At 68.3% G+C, this 16,773-nt stretch carries 14 protein-coding genes; 5 read left to right on the forward strand and 9 right to left on the reverse strand.

The genetic code is table 11. The features are described 5' to 3' along the window. Positions 1–67 precede the first annotated feature (67 nt). The 3 genes from D3654_RS15625 to D3654_RS20850 are packed head-to-tail and all read right to left on the reverse strand — an operon-like array spanning position 68 to position 2,294. Complete coding sequence (locus D3654_RS15625) at positions 68–739, reverse strand: response regulator transcription factor (protein WP_120522388.1); 672 nt, start codon at positions 737–739, stop codon at positions 68–70. After that, entirely contained in the window at positions 736–1,338 is a 603-nt protein-coding gene (locus D3654_RS20845; RefSeq protein ID WP_245413272.1) for a histidine kinase, read from the reverse strand. The genes D3654_RS15625 and D3654_RS20845 overlap by 4 nt, the downstream gene beginning before the upstream one ends. Next, complete coding sequence (locus D3654_RS20850; RefSeq protein ID WP_245413273.1) at positions 1,335–2,294, reverse strand: hypothetical protein; 960 nt, start codon at positions 2,292–2,294, stop codon at positions 1,335–1,337. The genes D3654_RS20845 and D3654_RS20850 overlap by 4 nt, the downstream gene beginning before the upstream one ends. A gap of 131 nt (positions 2,295–2,425) precedes the next feature. Here D3654_RS20850 and D3654_RS15635 point away from each other — a divergent pair, with 131 nt between their 5' ends. Both D3654_RS15635 and D3654_RS15640 read left to right on the forward strand, forming a co-directional pair. Continuing rightward, positions 2,426–4,036 (forward strand): alkaline phosphatase D family protein, encoded by a 1,611-nt coding sequence (locus tag D3654_RS15635; protein ID WP_120522389.1) that lies wholly within the window; start codon positions 2,426–2,428, stop codon positions 4,034–4,036. A 180-nt stretch (positions 4,037–4,216) separates the two neighbouring features. After that, a complete protein-coding gene (locus tag D3654_RS15640) occupies positions 4,217–6,529 on the forward strand; it encodes a solute carrier family 23 protein (protein WP_120522390.1) in 2,313 nt (770 codons plus the stop codon). A 1,435-nt stretch (positions 6,530–7,964) separates the two neighbouring features. On the opposite strand, the gene D3654_RS15645 is transcribed toward D3654_RS15640, so the two are convergent. After that, entirely contained in the window at positions 7,965–8,702 is a 738-nt protein-coding gene (locus D3654_RS15645) for a glutamine amidotransferase (protein ID WP_120522391.1), read from the reverse strand. Between the two features lie 323 nt (positions 8,703–9,025). Between D3654_RS15645 and D3654_RS15650 the strand changes: the two genes are divergently transcribed. After that, a complete protein-coding gene (locus D3654_RS15650; RefSeq protein WP_120522469.1) occupies positions 9,026–10,285 on the forward strand; it encodes an ammonium transporter in 1,260 nt (419 codons plus the stop codon). Between the two features lie 45 nt (positions 10,286–10,330). Next, complete coding sequence (locus tag D3654_RS15655; RefSeq protein WP_280960125.1) at positions 10,331–11,014, forward strand: NADPH-dependent F420 reductase; 684 nt, start codon at positions 10,331–10,333, stop codon at positions 11,012–11,014. Positions 11,015–11,084: 70 nt separating this feature from the next. Here D3654_RS15655 and D3654_RS15660 read toward each other — a convergent pair whose 3' ends face one another. Genes D3654_RS15660 through D3654_RS15675 form a run of 4 tightly spaced genes read right to left on the reverse strand, consistent with a single transcriptional unit; the run spans position 11,085 to position 14,807 of the window. Further along, the gene (locus D3654_RS15660; RefSeq protein WP_120522393.1) at positions 11,085–11,417 is read right to left on the reverse strand and encodes a putative quinol monooxygenase; all 333 of its coding nucleotides are present in this window, start codon (positions 11,415–11,417) and stop codon (positions 11,085–11,087) included. 23 nt (positions 11,418–11,440) lie between these two features. After that, positions 11,441–13,060: an amidohydrolase gene (locus D3654_RS15665; RefSeq protein WP_120522394.1), complete on the reverse strand. Its 1,620-nt coding sequence runs from the start codon at positions 13,058–13,060 to the stop codon at positions 11,441–11,443. After that, positions 13,057–14,562 (reverse strand): sodium:solute symporter family protein, encoded by a 1,506-nt coding sequence (locus D3654_RS15670; protein WP_120522395.1) that lies wholly within the window; start codon positions 14,560–14,562, stop codon positions 13,057–13,059. Before D3654_RS15670 ends, D3654_RS15665 begins: the two co-directional genes overlap by 4 nt. Then, entirely contained in the window at positions 14,559–14,807 is a 249-nt protein-coding gene (locus D3654_RS15675) for a hypothetical protein (protein ID WP_120522396.1), read from the reverse strand. The genes D3654_RS15670 and D3654_RS15675 overlap by 4 nt, the downstream gene beginning before the upstream one ends. Before the next feature lie 207 nt (positions 14,808–15,014). Here D3654_RS15675 and D3654_RS15680 point away from each other — a divergent pair, with 207 nt between their 5' ends. Beyond that, positions 15,015–16,001: a LacI family DNA-binding transcriptional regulator gene (locus tag D3654_RS15680; protein WP_120522397.1), complete on the forward strand. Its 987-nt coding sequence runs from the start codon at positions 15,015–15,017 to the stop codon at positions 15,999–16,001. A gap of 73 nt (positions 16,002–16,074) precedes the next feature. On the opposite strand, the gene D3654_RS15685 is transcribed toward D3654_RS15680, so the two are convergent. After that, a complete protein-coding gene (locus D3654_RS15685; RefSeq protein WP_120522398.1) occupies positions 16,075–16,722 on the reverse strand; it encodes a TetR/AcrR family transcriptional regulator in 648 nt (215 codons plus the stop codon). Between the last annotated feature and the right edge of the window lie 51 nt (positions 16,723–16,773).

A 16,773-nucleotide genomic window follows, 5' to 3' on the forward strand; every position in this document is an offset into this window, starting at 1 on the left:
GCCAGCACTGCGGACAACCGCAGGCATGGTCCGGCTCTTGCCTGTGCCACCCCCCGGCGGCGCCGGCTTACGGAACGCTGCCCTGAGTCGAGCGCAGATAGCGCAGGACGGCAAGGACCCGCCGGTGATCCTCCGGTTCCGGACGCAGGCCGAGCTTGCGGAAGATGCGGTGGATGTGCGTTTCCACCGTGCGTTCGCCGAGGAAAAGCGACCTTCCGATCGCCTGGTTGGTCCGCCCTTCCGCCATCAGTTCCAGCACATCCAGGTCGCGGCCCGTCAGGTCTTCACTGTCGGTGCTCCGCACCCGGGGACGGCCGGTCAGGCGTTCCACAACGTCCGGGTCTACGGCGGTTCCGCCTGAAGCCACCCTGCACAGTGCGTCGACAAAGTCGTCAATGTCGGAAACGCGTTCCTTCAGGAGATAGCCCAAGTCGTTGGCCCCACCCTCGAGGAGGTTCATGGCGCTCTCCGTTTCCACATACTGGGACAGGAGGAGAATCCCGGTTTCCGGCTGGCTGCGCCGGATTGTCCTGGCGGCGTCGATCCCTTCGGTTGTGTAGCTCGGTGGCATCCGGATATCCACCACCGCAACGTCCGGGCGCTCTTTGCGAACACACTTGAGCAACTCATCTGCATCCGCAGCTTCTCCCACAACGGCCAGGCCCTCGGCGGTGAGCAAGGCGGACAGTCCACGGCGCAGTAATGCTGAATCGTCTGCAACAGCGACGCGTACATTCATGACGGATCCCTTCCACTATCAGCCGCATATGGCAGTACCGCGGCGATGGTTGTCCCTTTCCCGGGAGGACTCCTCAGTTCAAGCGTGCCGCCCAGAGCAGCCGCACGGTCCGCCAGGCCGAGCAGCCCGCCGTCGGGGTCCCGCAGCTCGCGCAACGCCGCAGCCAGGTCCTCACTGGCCTGCTCGAGCAGATCGCGTACCTCCGGCGTCGCGGCAGCGCGCCGCGCACGGGCCAGCCCCATGGTGGCAACCACCAGCCGCTGCTGCGCGCCGTCGTGCAGGTCCCGTTCCAGCTGGCGCCGGCGGGAGTCGCCGGCCGTGACGATGCGTTCCCGGGACCGGCGCACTTCCTCCAACTGTTCCCTGAGCTGCTGCTCCACCCTTCCGTTGTGCAGGATCAGGGCAGCGGCGTTGCGCGCCCCCTCGAGGAGCTGGGGCTGGTCGCGCAGTGCCGCGTCGAAGAGCAGCGCTCCCACCGGTGAGCCGTTGCGTTCAAGAACCAGGGCGGCCCTGTCGTCCCCGTCCGCCGGAAGAAGCCGGGGCGTGCCTGAGTTGTCCACGAAGGAGTTCATTTCCGGCGACCACTGCCAAAGGTTCAAGGTAGGGTCCCGCAATGATTTCCGCAGGGCGTCCCGGAGGCTCCGTCCCACCGGCGCGTCCCCCACCTCCACCATGAGGTCGCCCAGGACCCCCTGGGCATCCTGTAGCGCAGCAGTCCGAGCAGCACCGCCAGCGGAATGACCGCGGTTGCCGGGTACTGCCACAGGAGAACCTCTGAGGCCTGCCGGCCCGCAAGCTGCGTCACGGCCAGGGCCGCCCCGATGGTCGCCGCGGTCTTGATGATGATCGCGAGCCACAGGAACAGGAACGAGGCCCTGTAGGCGCTCGTTCCGGTGCGCCAGCGGTTCACGAGGACCAACACGATGGCCAGGCCCACGGCGATCTGGACCGCACGGACCGCGTCGCAGATGCCGCTGGCCAGTTCCGGGCTGTCCCGGAGCAGCAGCAGGTTCCGCGACGTCGATCCGCCGGCCGTCGCGTGCAGGCGGGGGTCGAAGAACGCCCAGCAGGCAATGGCGGACACAAACCAAAACGCGAAGAAGAACGCCACCGCCCGCTTCTCGGCCCTCGTGCCGAGGACTCCCGAGGGGAAGTTCAGCGCAAGCTGCAGAAGCGGCGGCTGGTACATCAAGGTGAGGGTGACCCCCAGGGTGAATGCCAACGGGTCGCTGGAACGGCGCAGGCCGCCCGCGATCCACAACCATCCGGCAAGGACGAGGAGGAAGCCCTGGTTCCGGCCGGGCCGGTGCCGCTCCACTGCTATGCCCGAGCCAACAAACGCAAGCCCCACGGCGAGGAACATCATCAGTTCAAACAGCGTGAAGGGAACCCGATCGATGTTCCCGCCCAGGTGGACCACTCCCTGCGGGCTGAGTAGTCCCAAGGTCTTCGCAGGATCATTGAAAGCTGCGGGAGACCAGTCGAGAAGCAGCAGCACCAAAGTAACAAGACCTGTGGTGACAACAACTACCAGTACGGTTTGCTTTTGAGTCATCCCGTGCATATCCCCCGTACAAGGGTCCCACTTCGCGGCACTGCTGGCTACAGCTGCGGGAAAGCCACAGTTCAGGCTGTATTCACAAGTCCTTCAGGGCCTGTCAAAACGTGACACCTAGCGTGACAGGCATGACTATCTCAGGGAGTTCGAATCTTTCACGCAGGTCACTGCTCACCGCCGGCCTTGGCGCCGGCCTGATCGTCGCGGTTCCCGGTGCGGGAATTTCCGCCGCGGGAACGGCCCAGGGCCCGGCAGGGCTGAAGACCGAGCCCTTCAGCCTGGGCATCGCCTCGGGCGAGCCGTGGCCGGACGGCTTCGTCATCTGGACCCGCCTGGCCGTGGACCCGCTGGCCGACGACGGCCTGGGCGGCATGCCGTCCCGCGACGTCCCCGTGGATTGGGAAGTCGCCGAGGACGAGCGCATGGCGCGGGTGGTCAAGCGCGGCGTGGCCATCGCCTCGATCGGCTCCGCCCACTCGGTGCACGTGGAACTGCGCGGCCTGCGCCCGGGCCGCGAATACTTCTACCGCTTCCGCAGCGGCCGCTACATCAGCCCGGTGGGCCGCACCCTCACTGCACCGGCCCTGAACGAGATGCCCGCCGCCCTGGCCATGTCCTTCGCCAGCTGCGCCCAGTACGAGCACGGCTTCTTCACCGCCTACAAGCGCATGGCCGAGGACCAGCCGGACCTCGTGCTGCACCTGGGCGACTACCAGTACGAGTACAAGAAGGACTCGTACGTGGTGGGCGGCGGAAACGTCCGCGACCACGACGGCCCCGAAACCGTCACCCTGGCGAACTATCGCCAGCGCCACGCCCAGTACAAGGCCGACGCCGACCTCCAGTCCGCGCACGCGATCGCGCCGTGGCTGGTGGTCTGGGACGACCACGAGGTGGACAACAATTGGGCAGACGAGATCCCGGAAAACCAGGACCCGGCGCAGCTCAATGACTCCGCCGCGCACTTCCGCCAGCGTCGGGCCGCCGCCTTCCAGGCCTACTACGAGAACATGCCGCTGCGCCCGTCGGCCCTGCCCTCGGGGGCGGACATGACCATCTACCGCCGCCTACAGTGGGGCCGCCTGGCCAACTTCCACATGATGGACACCCGGCAGTACCGCGACGACCAGCTCGCGGGCGACGGCTGGAAGAAGAACGTCATGGAGCGCTTCGACGAGAACCGCACCATCACCGGCGCCGAGCAGGAGAAGTGGCTCCTGGACGGCTTCAAGAACTCCGAGGCCCGCTGGGACGTGCTGGGCCAGCAGGTGTTCTTCGCCGAACGCGACCGCGCCCAGGCGCTGGACGTCGACGACGTCTCCATGGACGGCTGGGACGGCTACGCCGCTTCCCGCCGCCGCATCACCCAGGGCTGGGTGGACGCCGGGGTGCGCAACGCCGTGGTGCTCACCGGCGACGTGCACCGGCACTGGGCCGGTGACCTGAAGGTGGACTACAAGGATCCGGAGTCCCCGGTGGTCGGCTCCGAACTGGTCTGCAGCTCCATCACCTCCGGCGGCAATGGAAGCGCCACCGCCACGGACGCCACCATGGCCTGGAACCAGCACCTGAAGTTCTACAACGACCAGCGCGGCTACGTGAACACGAAGATCACGCAGGACGCCATGCGCGCCGACTTCCGGGTGTTGGACTACGTCAGCACCGCCGGTTCCGCGGTGCGCACCAGGGCTTCCTTCGACATCGTGGACACCGTGCCCGGGCTGCAGGCGCGCGCCTGACCTTAGGCCGGGCGGCGCAGGCGCTTCCTCACCAACGCCGCCGCCCGGCCAAAAGTTCCTCTTTGTCATAGTGCGACGAATGATATTCACTAGTTTTGTCATAAGCGTCACACATTCTTGTCACTATCGTGGGGAATTTCCTTGAGTTAACGGGTCAGCATTCCCGAGCCAAGGACAACCATGCCCCACTCATCAGGTTCCGCCGCAGTTCCCAACGACGCCCACAGCCCGCCGCCGAAGAGCCCCGGCACCGCCAAGGGCCAGGGGCGCAGGCCGTCATGGCTGAGTTCCCTGGGCGCCGACCTTCCCGCCTCCCTTGTGGTCTTCCTGGTGGCGCTCCCCCTGTCCCTCGGCATCGCCGCGGCCTCAGGGGCACCCGTCATGGCGGGGCTGATCGCCGCGGCAGTCGGCGGCATCGTCGCCGGCAGCCTGGGCGGCTCGCCCCTGCAGGTGAGCGGCCCGGCCGCCGGGCTGACCGTCGTCGTCGCGGGCCTGGTGGACGAGTTCGGCTGGCAGGTGACCTGCGCGATCACCGCGGCAGCCGGCGTCGTGCAGTTGCTCCTGGGCGTCAGCCGCGTGGGCCGCGCCGCACTGGCGGTGTCCCCGGTGGTGGTCAAGGCCATGTTGGCCGGCATCGGCATCACGATCATCCTGCAGCAGCTGCACGTGCTGCTGGGCGGCAAGGCTGCCGGGTCCGCCGTCGGGAACCTCACCGCCTTGCCGGCCGCCATCACCAATGTGGAGCTGCACTCGGCGCTGCTCGGATTGGCCGTGGTGGCCATCCTGCTCGCCTGGAAGTTCCTGCCCCCGGCGTTGCGGAAGGTTCCCGGGCCGCTGGCAGCCGTCGTCCTGGTCACCGCGCTGTCCGTGCCCGTGGCGCCGGGCGTTGAACGGATCAGTTTCAGCGGTTCCCTGTTCGACGCCGTCGCGCTGCCCAGCCTGCCGGACGGCAACTGGCGCGCCGCGGCCATGGCCGTCCTCACCGTGGCGATGATCGCGAGCATCGAATCGCTGCTGTCCGCCGTCGCCGTGGACAAGATGCACTCGGGGCCGCGCACCAGGCTGAACCGCGAACTCGTCGGCCAGGGCTCCGCGAACATGGTCTCCGGCATGCTCGGCGGCCTCCCGGTCACCGGCGTGATCGTCCGCAGCGCCACCAACGTGGAGGCAGGCGCCGCCAGCCGCGCCTCGGCGATCCTGCACGGCGTGTGGGTGCTGGTGTTCTCCGTCCTCTTCGCCGGCCTGATCCAGCTCATCCCGCTGGCCGTGCTGGCCGGCCTGCTGCTGGTGATCGGCGCCAAGCTCATCAAGGTGGCCGACATCCGGACGAGCCGCCGCACCGGCGAGCTCCTGGTGTATGTGGTCACCCTGGCGTGCGTCGTCTTCCTCAACCTGCTCGAAGGCGTCATCATCGGCCTGGCCCTGGCCGCCGTGTGCGTGTTGTGGCGGGTGCTCCGGGCCCAGATCCATGCACATCCTCCCACCGCCGCGTACCTTCCGTGGCGCGTGACCATCTCCGGGTCCTGCAGCTTCTTCGCGCTGCCCCGGCTGAACCGCGTCCTCCATTCCGTGCCCGAAGGCCAGGACGTGATGGTGGAACTCAACGCCGACTACCTCGACCACGCGTTCCGCGAAGCCCTGCTCGCCTGGCAGAGCCAGCACCGGAGCACCGGCGCCTCCGTGGTGCTCGAGGAACACGGCACGACGGCGTTCCGGGACGCCGCGGACCAGGCGCCGCAGCGCCAGGACCCGCGGGAGTTTCCGCTCCCGCCGAGGAATTCCTGGCAGGCGCCGCTTGACGCGGACTCCCCTGCCGACGTCGACGACGACGGGCAGCCGCGCCTGCGCTCCATCCTGCTGGGTATCGATAAGTACCACCGGCGGCACGCGGACAAGGTCCGCCCGTTGGTGCAGGACCTGGCCGAGGGGCAGAACCCGGACACGCTTTTTGTGGCCTGCGTCGATTCGCGCGTGAACCCGAACCTGATCACCAGCAGCGGTCCGGGCGACCTGCTGACGCTGCGCAACATCGGCAACGTGGTGTGCAGCGATGACCATGATGCCTCCATCGACTCGGCGTTGTCCTTCGCGGTGAAGGGATTGTCGGTGGACTCGATTGTGGTCTGCGGCCACTCCAACTGCGGCGCCATGAAGGCCGTCCTGGCGGATGCCGAAGGTGCGGGAAACGCCGCCCTGGGCACCGGCTTCGACACCTGGCTCGGCCACGCCCGCCCCAGCTACCGTGAGCTGACGGCGGAACACCCGGTGGCACTGGCCGCCGAGGCCGCCGGCTACAGCCGGCTGGACCAGCTCAGCATGGTGAACGTCGCTGTCCAGCTCAGGAAGCTCGAAGAGCACCCGGTCACCGGGCCCGCCCTGGCATCCGGCAAGGTCCAGGCCACCGGACTGTTCTACGACATTCGCACGGCCCGCGTGGTCCTCGTGACCCATGAAGGCATCGAGCAACTGGATCCGAGCGTGGCGGTCCGCTGAGTGGCGCGGCCCCGCATCCGCCGCGGCCGGGTGCGGGGCCGGGCATGCCGGTAGGCTGAATTGGTTGTCGGCAGCTCAACTCAAGGATTGACCCTTGTTCCTATGGCTCGGCGACGACGACCGGCGTAGCTTAATGTCCAAACGCCGTGCCGGGGAGGTGAGGGTTTTGGCCAGGCATGTGGGGCGCAGTGGCCTCTCCCTTCTTCGCCCTGCTTTACCCGCCCTCCTTGGCGCGTTGGTGTGGTTGGTGTGGCTCGCCGGCTCGTCGCAGGCCGATGATCTCTTGCCCCCGGTTCCAGCCGGACCCTCAATACCCGCCGCCCCCGCCATTCCGTTGCCGGCCGTTTCCCCGGCTCCGGCCCCGACTCCAGACCTGGCTCCGGCCCTGGACCCGGTGCCGGCCCCGACTCCAGACCTGGCGCCGGCCCTGGACCCGGTGCCGGACCTGGACCCGGTGCGGAGCCTGGACCCGGCCCTGGACCCGGTGCCGGACCTAACCGTGGTTCCGGCCGTGCCCTCCGTACCTGCCTTGCCCCCGGTACCTGCCGTCCCCATCATTCCGTCTCCTGCCGTTTCGCCGGACCCGACGCAATTGACCGAGATTCCGAAAGCCGTCATCAACGAGCTGCCGGGTGCCGTCGTAGCCCCTGTCGTCGGGGTGGTTGACACGGTGACGCCGGTGATTGACCGCGCCGTGCGGAATGGACCGACGCTGCCGGTGCCCGAACTGCCGCCCTTGGCTCCCGGCTCCGAGGCCGCCGCGTCCAACGCCAGGCCACCGGCGCTGGTTGCCGCCACGGCTTTCCGCCGTACCATCGTGCTTCCGCCAAAGGCCCGGGCCGCACCGGCAACGACCACAGGGAGCCCCCGGTTCATCCCGCAGATGTTGGTCCTTGTGCCCGCTGCATTGTTGGCGACAGCGGATATACCGCCTCCAGCGGGTGCGCCGCCGGGCAAACCGCTCCCTCCATCCGCGCCCGCGGTCCAAGCGGGGGCTACGAACGGACCCCAGGGCGGTTCAGCCCATGGCGCCGCGGATCTTCCGGATCAACGGGCACTGGCACCGCCGAAAGGAAGCACCGCCGTCAGTAGCGGCCCGCAGATCCCTGCAGCCGGACCCTCGTTCGATCCGGGGTCTTCTCCCGACTGAGCAGGCCGTCCCTGCCCCATGGCAGGCACGACCACCTGCGCCACCCTGCGCAGGGACAGGCCTCAGTCAAGAGAGAAGCCATGAGAGAAAACATCCACGTTCAAGACCGCAGCCATCACCTCAACGCATTCATCGGCAATTGGCCCGACCCCATGGGAAAAAGAACCAAATAGCCGCCTGAAGACACAGATCGACTGAACACAAAGATCGACGCCGGCCGTGCAGTCAGCCTGACTGCACGGCCGGCTCCGTTGTAGCCGGGCAGGTTGTGCTTACGCTCCGAAGCTACTGCTGGCTCGCGTAGCGTTTCACGAAATTCCGGAGCATCTTCATCGGCTCGGTGACCGTGTGCTTGTAGGCCTCGATGATGAGCCGGCCGGCGTCGTCCGGCGGGAAGTAGCCCGAGTAGCGGTAGGTGTTGATCCGCAAGGCCAGCCCGTCGGCGTCGAGCTCCGGATGGAACTGCGTGGCATAGAGGTTCCGCTTGATCCGGAACATCTGCACCGGGCACGCTGCCGAGCCGGCCAGTAGGACGGCGTTGCCGGGCAGCACCGTGCACGCCTCCTTGTGCCCGACGAACGCTTCGAAGCGTTCGTCCATCCCGGCCAGCAGCGGATCCTGGATGCCGTCGGCGGTCAGCTTGATGGTCACCCCGCCCAGGGTTTCGCCGTAGGTGCGGTCGATGACGGCGCCCTGGTGGCGGCCCAGCGTGCCGACCCCGTAGCAGGCTCCGAGGAACGGGAAATCCTGCTCCACGATCCGGTCCAGCAGCCCCGCGAGTTCGCGCTCCACCCGGTGCTGGGTGTCGCTCTTGTGCTCGGGAGGGTCGCTGGAGGTGAAGGGACTGCCGCCGACAATCACGCCTGAATACTCTGACAAGTCCAGCTCCGGCAGGGGTGCCGCCTCGAGGCGGATGCGTCTCAGCTGCGCCTCTTGCAGGTCGCCGAAACGCAAATAGGCGCGGTATTCCGCCTCGGCGGCAACGTCTTCAGCACGGGAGGCGAGCAACAGGAAGGGCTTCACACAGCAAGTTTGCGCCCGTCCCGGACGCTGCGCCAGAGGCGGCGGGACCGGTGAGCCGGGGTTTACACAGGGGAAACGTCACGCCCGGCGGGCCGTTGAAAGGCCACAATAAAGAACGCTGAAACATGGATGAAACATGGCCGACACGCGCTCTTCACCTAACCCCGAATTCTGTAACTTGGCCGCAATTTTTTCCAACATTTCCTGAAACACGAGCCCTGAACCATTGATCCGGGGAACAAAACGGGAGCAGCAGCCTCCCCGGGACGGACTTCTGACGGAGAAGGGACACGCACGTGCACATCACTGCGGAACAGATTTGGATGATGGTGGCGGCAGCCCTCACTCTCATGATGACCCCGGCACTGGGCCTCTTCTACGGCGGCATGACCCGCGCCAAGTCCTCCCTGAACATGATCATGATGAGCTTCCTCTCCGCCGCGATCGTCGGCGCGATCTGGGCGCTGTGGGGCTACTCGATGATCGGCGGTGAGGGTTTCCTCGGCCTGTTCGGCAACCCCTTCGCACACTTCGGCCTAAGCAACCTCATCGGCTCCCCCGACCTCATCAAGGTGGGCTACAGCGCCACCTTTGCGATCATCACCGTCGCCCTGATCAGCGGTGCCATCGCGGACCGTGCCAAGTTCAGCTCCTGGGCGGTCTTCGTCCCGGTGTGGGTCACCCTGGTCTACTGCCCGCTCGCCTACATGGTGTGGGGCGGCGGGCTGATGAGTGCCGGCGGCGCGCTCACCCAAGTGTTCGGCCAGGTCATCGACTTCGCCGGCGGCACGGTCGTGGAGATCAGCTCCGGTGCCGCGGCCTTCGTCCTCGCACTGATCCTGGGCAAGCGCCACGGCTTCGGCAAGGACCCCAACCACCGCCCGCACAACATCCCCTTCATCATGCTCGGCGCGGCCCTGCTGTGGTTCGGCTGGTTCGGCTTCAACGGCGGCGCCGCCACCACTGCCGAGCAGGCAGGCCTGATCTGGGTCAACACCATGCTGGCACCGGCCGCCGCGATGATCGGCTGGCTGGTCACCGAGAAGGTCCGCCACGGCCACCCCACTTCCCTGGGTGCCGCGTCCGGCGTCGTTGCCGGCCTCGTCGCCATCACCCCGTCCTGCGCCAACATCAGCCCGGCCGCAGCCCTTGGCCTCGGCCTGGTGGCGGGTGCGGCCTGCGCCGTGTTCGTGGACCTGAAATACAAGTTCGGCTTCGACGACTCCCTCGACGTGGTGGGCGTGCACCTGGGCGCCGGCCTGATCGGCACCCTCGCCCTCGGCTTCATCGCCCTGCCCGTGGACGGCGTGGGCGGCGGCCTCTTCTACGGAGGCGGCCTCCAGCAGCTGATCGCCCAGACCACCGCAGTGGTGGTCACCCTGGTAGTCTCGGTGGGCATGACCGCAGCGATCGGCCTGGCCATCAACAAGACCCTCGGCTTCCGCGTCAGCCACGAGGCCGAGACCGTAGGTGTGGACCTCTCCGAGCACGCCGAAACCGCCTACGAATTCGGCGAGATGTCCCGCAGCCACTTCCACTCGGTGCTGCACGCGGCCGCCGCGCCGGCACCGGCCAAGGACTAACTCCCCGCCGGGGACACCCGGCGTAACGTACGGAACGGCCGCCGGCTGGCCGGTGTTGCCGCAGATATGACGACAATCGGAATCATCGGTGCAGGACACATTGGCAGCCAGGTGGCACGCAAGGCGGTCGACCTTGGCTATGACGTAGTGATCAGCAACTCGCGCGGCCCGGAAACCCTGGCGGACCTCGTCGCGGAACTCGGCCCCAAGGCCCGAGCGGCAACACCGGCCGAGGCGGCAGCGGAAGCCGATTTCGCCGTCGTGACCGTCCCGTTCGGGAACTACCGGGACCTCCCGGCGGAACCGCTGGCGGGCAAGGTGGTCATCGACACCAACAACTACTACTGGGAGCGTGACGGCTACTACTGGGAGCGCGACGGCCGGATCCCGGCGCTCGACGCCGGCGAGACCACCACCTCCGGCCTGGTCCAGGAGCACTTGGCGCAGTCCAAGGTGGCCAAGGGCTTCAACCACATCCGCGCCAAGGAAATCACCACCGATGGCAGGCCTTCGGGTACTCCCGGCCGGCGCGCCCTGGCCACCGCCAGCGATTTCCCCGAGGCGGCCGAACTGGTCACCAGGCTCTACGACGAATTCGGCTTCGATACCGTGAACGTCGGCCCGCTCTCCGAGAGCTGGCGCGTGGAGCGGGACCGCCCCGCGTACGTCATCCGGCAGGACGCCGCCCAACTGGAAGCGAACCTCGCCAAGGCACCCCGGACGGTCTGAACAGGAATCTAACGGAAAGAGGACGACGGCGGGAGGCTCCCGCCGTCGTCCTCTGCGCTTGTGTGCCGCGCTAGAGCGAATGCCGCGACTGGCGCGCACCGTTCGCGCGGAGCGGCGAGCCCAGCACGGTGAAGCGGTGGCCGCCGTTGTCGCCGGACAGCAGCGGCATCGCCTCACTGATCGCGGCCTGGACGCCCTCCAGCTGCAGGGATGCCTGGTGTGCTTCGGCGGATTCCCAGATTTCGCAGACGAACACGGTGTCCGGGACGTCGTCGTTGATTCCTACCTCGTACAGCAGGCAGCCGGCGTCCCGCAGTGCGGGCTTGGGCCGGAGCAGGATTTCCACGAGCGCATCGCGCTGGCCGGTTTTCGTACCTAGGGTCCCCACGTTCGCAAAGGTCATGCGGCCATCATGGCACGCTGCCGTCAGCCCACCGGCACCCCGTCCAGGAGTGTCGCCACCACCGCGGTGCGGGCGAGTTCCTCCGGGTCCACGGCCAGGGGGTCGCGGGCGAAGACCGTGAAGTCGGCCCGCTTGCCGGCCGTGATGGACCCGGCCACCGCGCTGAGCCCGGCCGCCGCGGCCGCGTGGGTGGTGTAGCCTTCCAGGGCCATGAGCGGGGTGAGCGCCTGTTCGGGCTGCACGGGGGCGGTGCCCGGACGCTCCACGGGGCGGCGCAGGATGGAATCGGCCATCATGGCGCGCGGGTCGTAGGGCGTGATGGGCCAGTCCGAGCCCAGGGCCACGGTCACCCCGGCCTCCCGCAGGTCCCGGCAGCGCCAGCCGCGGGCCGCCCGTTCCTCACCGAGCCGCACCGACCAGTTGTCGCTGCGGTCGGCCCTGGTGTGGTGGGTGCCGTGGATGGGCTGCATGCTGGCCGCCACGCCGAGTTCGGCGAAGCGGGCCACGAGTTCGTCCGGGATGGTCTCGATGTGCTCGATCCGGTGCGCGGCCAGGTTCCGTGCTTCGCCCGCGGACTCGAGCGCCTCCAGCACGTACCGCACACCCTGGTCCCCGATCGCGTGCGTGGCCGTGGGGATGCCGCGCTCCACGAAGAAGCGCAGCGCCTTCTGGAAGTCCGCCGGGTCGGTCCACACGGATTCGGTGTTCTGCCCGTAGACGTCGGGGTGTTCCAGCCAGGCGGAGCCGTTGTCGATGGTGCCGTCAATGAAGAACTTCACGCCCTCCACCACCCAGCGCCGCCCGCCGGTGCCCTGCAACGCCGCGATGTCCTCGAGCTCGGCCAGCGATGCCCCGGCGTTGGCCATCGGCGAGAAGCGCAGCCGCAGCGGCAGCTCGCCGTCGGCCTCCAGCCGGGTGAGCAGCTCCGCGGACCCGTCCACGAAGTCCATCACGTGCGTGGAGGTGATCCCGACGGCGGCCATCGCCTTCAGCAGCTCGCCGAGCCGTCCGGCGCGGCCGGCCAGGTCCTCCTGCGGCATGACCTTCGTGGCGAGGTCCATCGCGCTGAACTCCACGAGGTACCCGGTGGGCCGGCCGTCGCCGTCGACGGCCACCACGGACTCGTCCGGGAAGTCCACCGGCCCCGTGATCCCGGCGGCGGCGAGCGCCGCCGAATTGACCACCGCCGAGTGGCCGTCCCGCATCCGCAGGAACATCGGCACCTGGCCGGTGGCGTCGTCGAACAGGCGGCCGTTGAAGCCGGTCTCCGTGAACAGGTTGGGATCCAGTCCCCAGCCGTTCACCCACTCGCCGGGCTGGGCGTTTCGTGCGGCCTCGCCCACGATCCGCTGCACCTCCGCGAAGCCGCGGTCCGTCAGCTGCACGCCACGGGCCAGTTCGAGCCCGTAGACCACGTGGGTGTGGCTGTCATTAAGGCCGGGCACGATCGTGGCGTCCCCGTAGTCCAGCACCGTGGTGTCCGGGCCGCGGTGCGCTTCCAGGTCCGCGGAGCTCCCGACGGCGGTGATGCGGCCGGCGGTGACGGCGACGGCGGTGGGGGCCGGCTTTTCGGGGTCAGCGCTGTGAGGGTCCAAGGTGTGGATGCGGGCGGCGAGGATCAGGGTGTCCGCGGGTGTCGTCACGAGGGTGCTCCTTGGCTGACGGGCGTCTTGGTCTTGAGGTCATCGAACAGGGCGTCCACGCGGTGCTGCTCTGCCGCCGTCGCCGGCTTCAGGAGGGAGACCGCCAGGTACACGGCGAGGTTCACGATCAAGCCGGCCACCCCGGAGGTGAGCCCGCCCAGCCACGGGATGGACAGCGGGCTGGGGTACATGATTTCCAGCACCGCAGCCACGAGGATGCCGGACACCATGGCCGCGTTGGCCGCGGCGGCCGTGCCCCGGCGCCAGAAGATGCCCAGCAGCAGGGTCGGGGCGAGCTGGCAGATGGCTTGGTAGGACACGAAGGCGATGGCGATCAGGCCGGACACCTGGTGGGCAGTGAACAGGGCCACGGCCGCGGAGACCAGGGTGACGGCGGCGACGGCGATCTTGGCGCCCTTGGCGGACTCCACCCGCTGGTGGCTGCGGGCGCCGACGATGTCGTTGGCGATCTGGGTGCCGAGGGCCTGGAGGTTGGCGCCCACGTTGCCCATGGTCGCGGCCACCACGCACACGCCGGCCACGGCCACCAGGCCCGCGCCGCCGATGCCGGCCATGATGAACCAGACCGTATCCGGTGCCTCGGAGACGCCCGGGACGCTGGAGGCGAGCAGGGACACGGTGGTAAGCGCGGCGGAGAAGATGAACATCAGCGGGGCGGCCTGCACGGCGGACTTCTGCACGGTGCGCGGGGTGCGCACGCTGAACATGCGCACGAACAAGTCAGGCCAGCACCAGGCGCCCATCATGCCGGTGAAGATCAGGGAGAACACGTAGAGCGGTCCGGCAGGGCTGCCCGGGCCGGGCAGTTCGAGCAGGGCAGGGGCCATGGCGCCGAAGCCGTGGCCGTTGTTGATCAGCCACACCAGCATTCCCACGATCACCAGGAAGCCGATGCCGTAGGCGAAGAGGCCCTGCACCATGTCGCTGATGATCAGGCCGCGGGTGCCCAGCTTGACGGTCCAGATCTGCCGCGCCGCGATGAACAGCACGCCGATCACCACGGCCAGGTATGGGGAGACCTGCCCGAAGGAGAGCGTGGAGAACACCAGGCCCAGGGACTGCATGCCGAGCACCACCCACGGAACGGAGGCCAGCACGCCGATGCTTGCGGCGATGACGCGCACGGAGCGGGAGTTGTAGCGCAGGCCGAGCAGGTCGGCCTGGGTGCGGAGATCGTGGGTGCGGCCCCACTTGTTCACCGGGGTGCCGAGGAAGAACATCAGCACCACGCTGAGCAGGGAGTAGGACAGGGAGTACATGCCAATCACGCCGCCGCTGGCGGTCAGCCCGGCGAAGGCCACGAACACGGTGCCGGCCAGCCAGGTGTTGAGGAAGGCCATGGTGCCGAACCAGGAACTGAAGGAGCGCCCGCCGGTGGCGTAGTCGCTCATGGTGGCATCGCCGCGGCGGGCGCGGTTCATGACCACGACAACGAGCACGGTGAAGGCAAGGACGGCTCCGTAGCCGATGGCCATTTTCATGCCGTCACCTCGTCCGTGCCGATGGTCTTCCAGAGGGCGAAGAGGGACAGGGTCACCAGGGCGTTGGACGCCAGGAAGTACCAGAAGGCGGACTGGCCGCCGCTGAAGAACCAGTGCATGGGCGGGGCGAGCAGGATGAGCACGTCAAAGGCGAAGATCGCCCGACGGAGGCGGGCCCGGCGTTCCGGGTTGCTCTTGCGGCCGGACGGGTTCAGGTAGTCCGGGGTGGGGGCGGACAGGGACATGGGGAAAATCCATTCTTCCGGGGCGTCGTTGGCCGGAGGCGGGCGGGTCAGGGTTTTGGAGATTGGGGATGCTTTGCGGGTTTGCGGGAACGTTCCCGCAAACAAAAGTGTGGGACGTCACAGGGGTGTTGTCAAGAGCAGGCGGAATCACCAGGGCGGGCGGCCGCGAGGCCTCGGTCCGGCGCCGGGCGCACTTAGGATGAAGGCATGGCGAGAACCCGGGCAACCATCTTGGACATTGCACGCGAACTCGGGCTCTCGAAGACCACCGTCTCCAGCGCCCTGGGCGGAAGCGGCCGGATCTCCGAGGAAAAGCGCGCCCTGATCCGCGAGACGGCGGACCGCCTGGGCTACGTGGCCAACCGTGCGGCACGCAGCCTGCGGGTCAGCCGGGTGGGGACCATCGGCCTGTACATCCCGCCCATCGCCCGCAGCCTGGCCTTCTACATGGACTTCGCCTTCGGGGTCACCGAGGGCGCGGCCGCCGCCGACTACGACGTCACCCTTTTCGCGCGCGGCCTCACCCCGCAGCGGGCTTTCCACGTGGATGGCGTGATCGCGATCGACCCCTCCCCCGGCGAGCCGCTCGTGGCGGCCCTGCTCGACGACGGGATCCCCACCGTTTCGGTGGGCCGCTACACCGGCCCCGGCGAGGAACGGGTCCTCGGCACCCTCGAGGCCCACCACACCGAGCTGCAGATCCAGGTCCTGGACCACCTGCTCAGCCGCGGCCGCAAGCGCCCGGCACTGCTCGCCGTCGACGACGCGATTTCCTCGTCCTGGGCGGTGGACACCCTCAACACCTACCTGGATTGGTGCCGGCGCCACGGCATCGAGCCGCGGGTCCACGAGGTGGAGGGCAATGCGACGCCGCGCGACCTCGTCTCCGCGGTCGCCTCCGCCGTGGATACCGGACACGCCGACGCGCTGGTCTGCGGCGCGCAGGGGCATGCCGCGCAGAGTCAGCTCGTGCTCGAAAGCCGCGGCCTCACCGTGGGCAAGGACCTGGACATCGCCTCCTTCGCTGGCGCCGCGGCCCTGGAAACCGGCAACCCGCTCATCAGTGCCATCGACCTGGCGCCCCGCGAGTACGGCGCGGCGGCCACGGAACTGCTGGACGCCGTCGTCCGCGATCCCGACGCCGGGCCGGTGCACCGCTGGTTCGACGGCGCGAGCGTGCAGCTGGCCGGCTGAAGCCATCCCATCCATGCGTTGAGTGCTCACTTGTGGCGGGAAATCCGCGGAAATACCCGCCACAACTGAGCACTCAACGGGCTGAAACCTGCAGCGAGCCGCGGGCCGCGCCCACCATGCCTTCGACGGCGCGGGCCAGGTGCGTGCCGCGGTCGCTGACCCCGCCCCAGCGCACCAGGGACTGGGCGGTGAGGCCGTCGATCATGCCCAGGATCTGCCAGGCGAGCGAGGCGGCATCTCCTGCTTCAAGATCGCCGGTGTCAAAGTGGCCGCCGGCCACGCCGTCCTCCACCACGCGCTGCAGCACGGCCTGCCAGGCGTCCATCTGTTCGCGGACGCACCCGGCGAGGGCTTCGTTCCGGCGGCCGAGGGTCCAAGCCTCCACCCACACGGCGGTGACGTCGAGCCGGCTGCCGTCCATGAGGGTGCCGAGCAGGAAAGCCAGGCGCTCCACAGGCCCCGGAAGGGCCGCGAGCATGCCCGCCACCTCCTCGGTTTCGGCCGCCACGATCGCCGTGAACGTCCCGGCCACGAGGGCATCGACGTTCGGCTGGTAGTGCGCAACGAGGCCCGATGCCACCCCCACCCGGGAGGCGACATTGCGCAGCGTGATGGCGGAGAGGCCCTGCTCCAGGGCGATTCCGCGGGCGGCTTCGGTGATTTCGGCGGCGCGCTCGGCCGGAGACTTCCGGGTGGCGCGCTTCTGCGTGGTGCTTGACATCACAGACCAGTCTAAAGTAACTTTTCAGCATTATTGATCGTATGATCAACA

The sequence above is a fragment of the Arthrobacter celericrescens genome (genome assembly GCF_003614925.1).
In the GTDB taxonomy this organism is placed as follows: Bacteria; Actinomycetota; Actinomycetes; order Actinomycetales; family Micrococcaceae; genus Arthrobacter; species Arthrobacter celericrescens.

Coding starts and splice junctions, on each gene's coding strand:
- D3654_RS15675 (WP_120522396.1), bottom strand. CDS start 14,807: ATGTCCCTGTCCGCCCCCACCCCGGACTACCTGAACCCGTCCGGCCGC.
- D3654_RS15660 (WP_120522393.1), bottom strand. CDS start 11,417: ATGACCTTTGCGAACGTGGGGACCCTAGGTACGAAAACCGGCCAGCGC.
- D3654_RS15685 (WP_120522398.1), bottom strand. CDS start 16,722: ATGTCAAGCACCACGCAGAAGCGCGCCACCCGGAAGTCTCCGGCCGAG.
- D3654_RS15635 (WP_120522389.1), top strand. CDS start 2,426: ATGACTATCTCAGGGAGTTCGAATCTTTCACGCAGGTCACTGCTCACC.
- D3654_RS15625 (WP_120522388.1), bottom strand. CDS start 739: ATGAATGTACGCGTCGCTGTTGCAGACGATTCAGCATTACTGCGCCGT.
- D3654_RS15670 (WP_120522395.1), bottom strand. CDS start 14,562: ATGAAAATGGCCATCGGCTACGGAGCCGTCCTTGCCTTCACCGTGCTC.
- D3654_RS15650 (WP_120522469.1), top strand. CDS start 9,026: ATGATGGTGGCGGCAGCCCTCACTCTCATGATGACCCCGGCACTGGGC.
- D3654_RS15680 (WP_120522397.1), top strand. CDS start 15,015: ATGGCGAGAACCCGGGCAACCATCTTGGACATTGCACGCGAACTCGGG.
- D3654_RS15640 (WP_120522390.1), top strand. CDS start 4,217: ATGCCCCACTCATCAGGTTCCGCCGCAGTTCCCAACGACGCCCACAGC.
- D3654_RS20850 (WP_245413273.1), bottom strand. CDS start 2,294: ATGACTCAAAAGCAAACCGTACTGGTAGTTGTTGTCACCACAGGTCTT.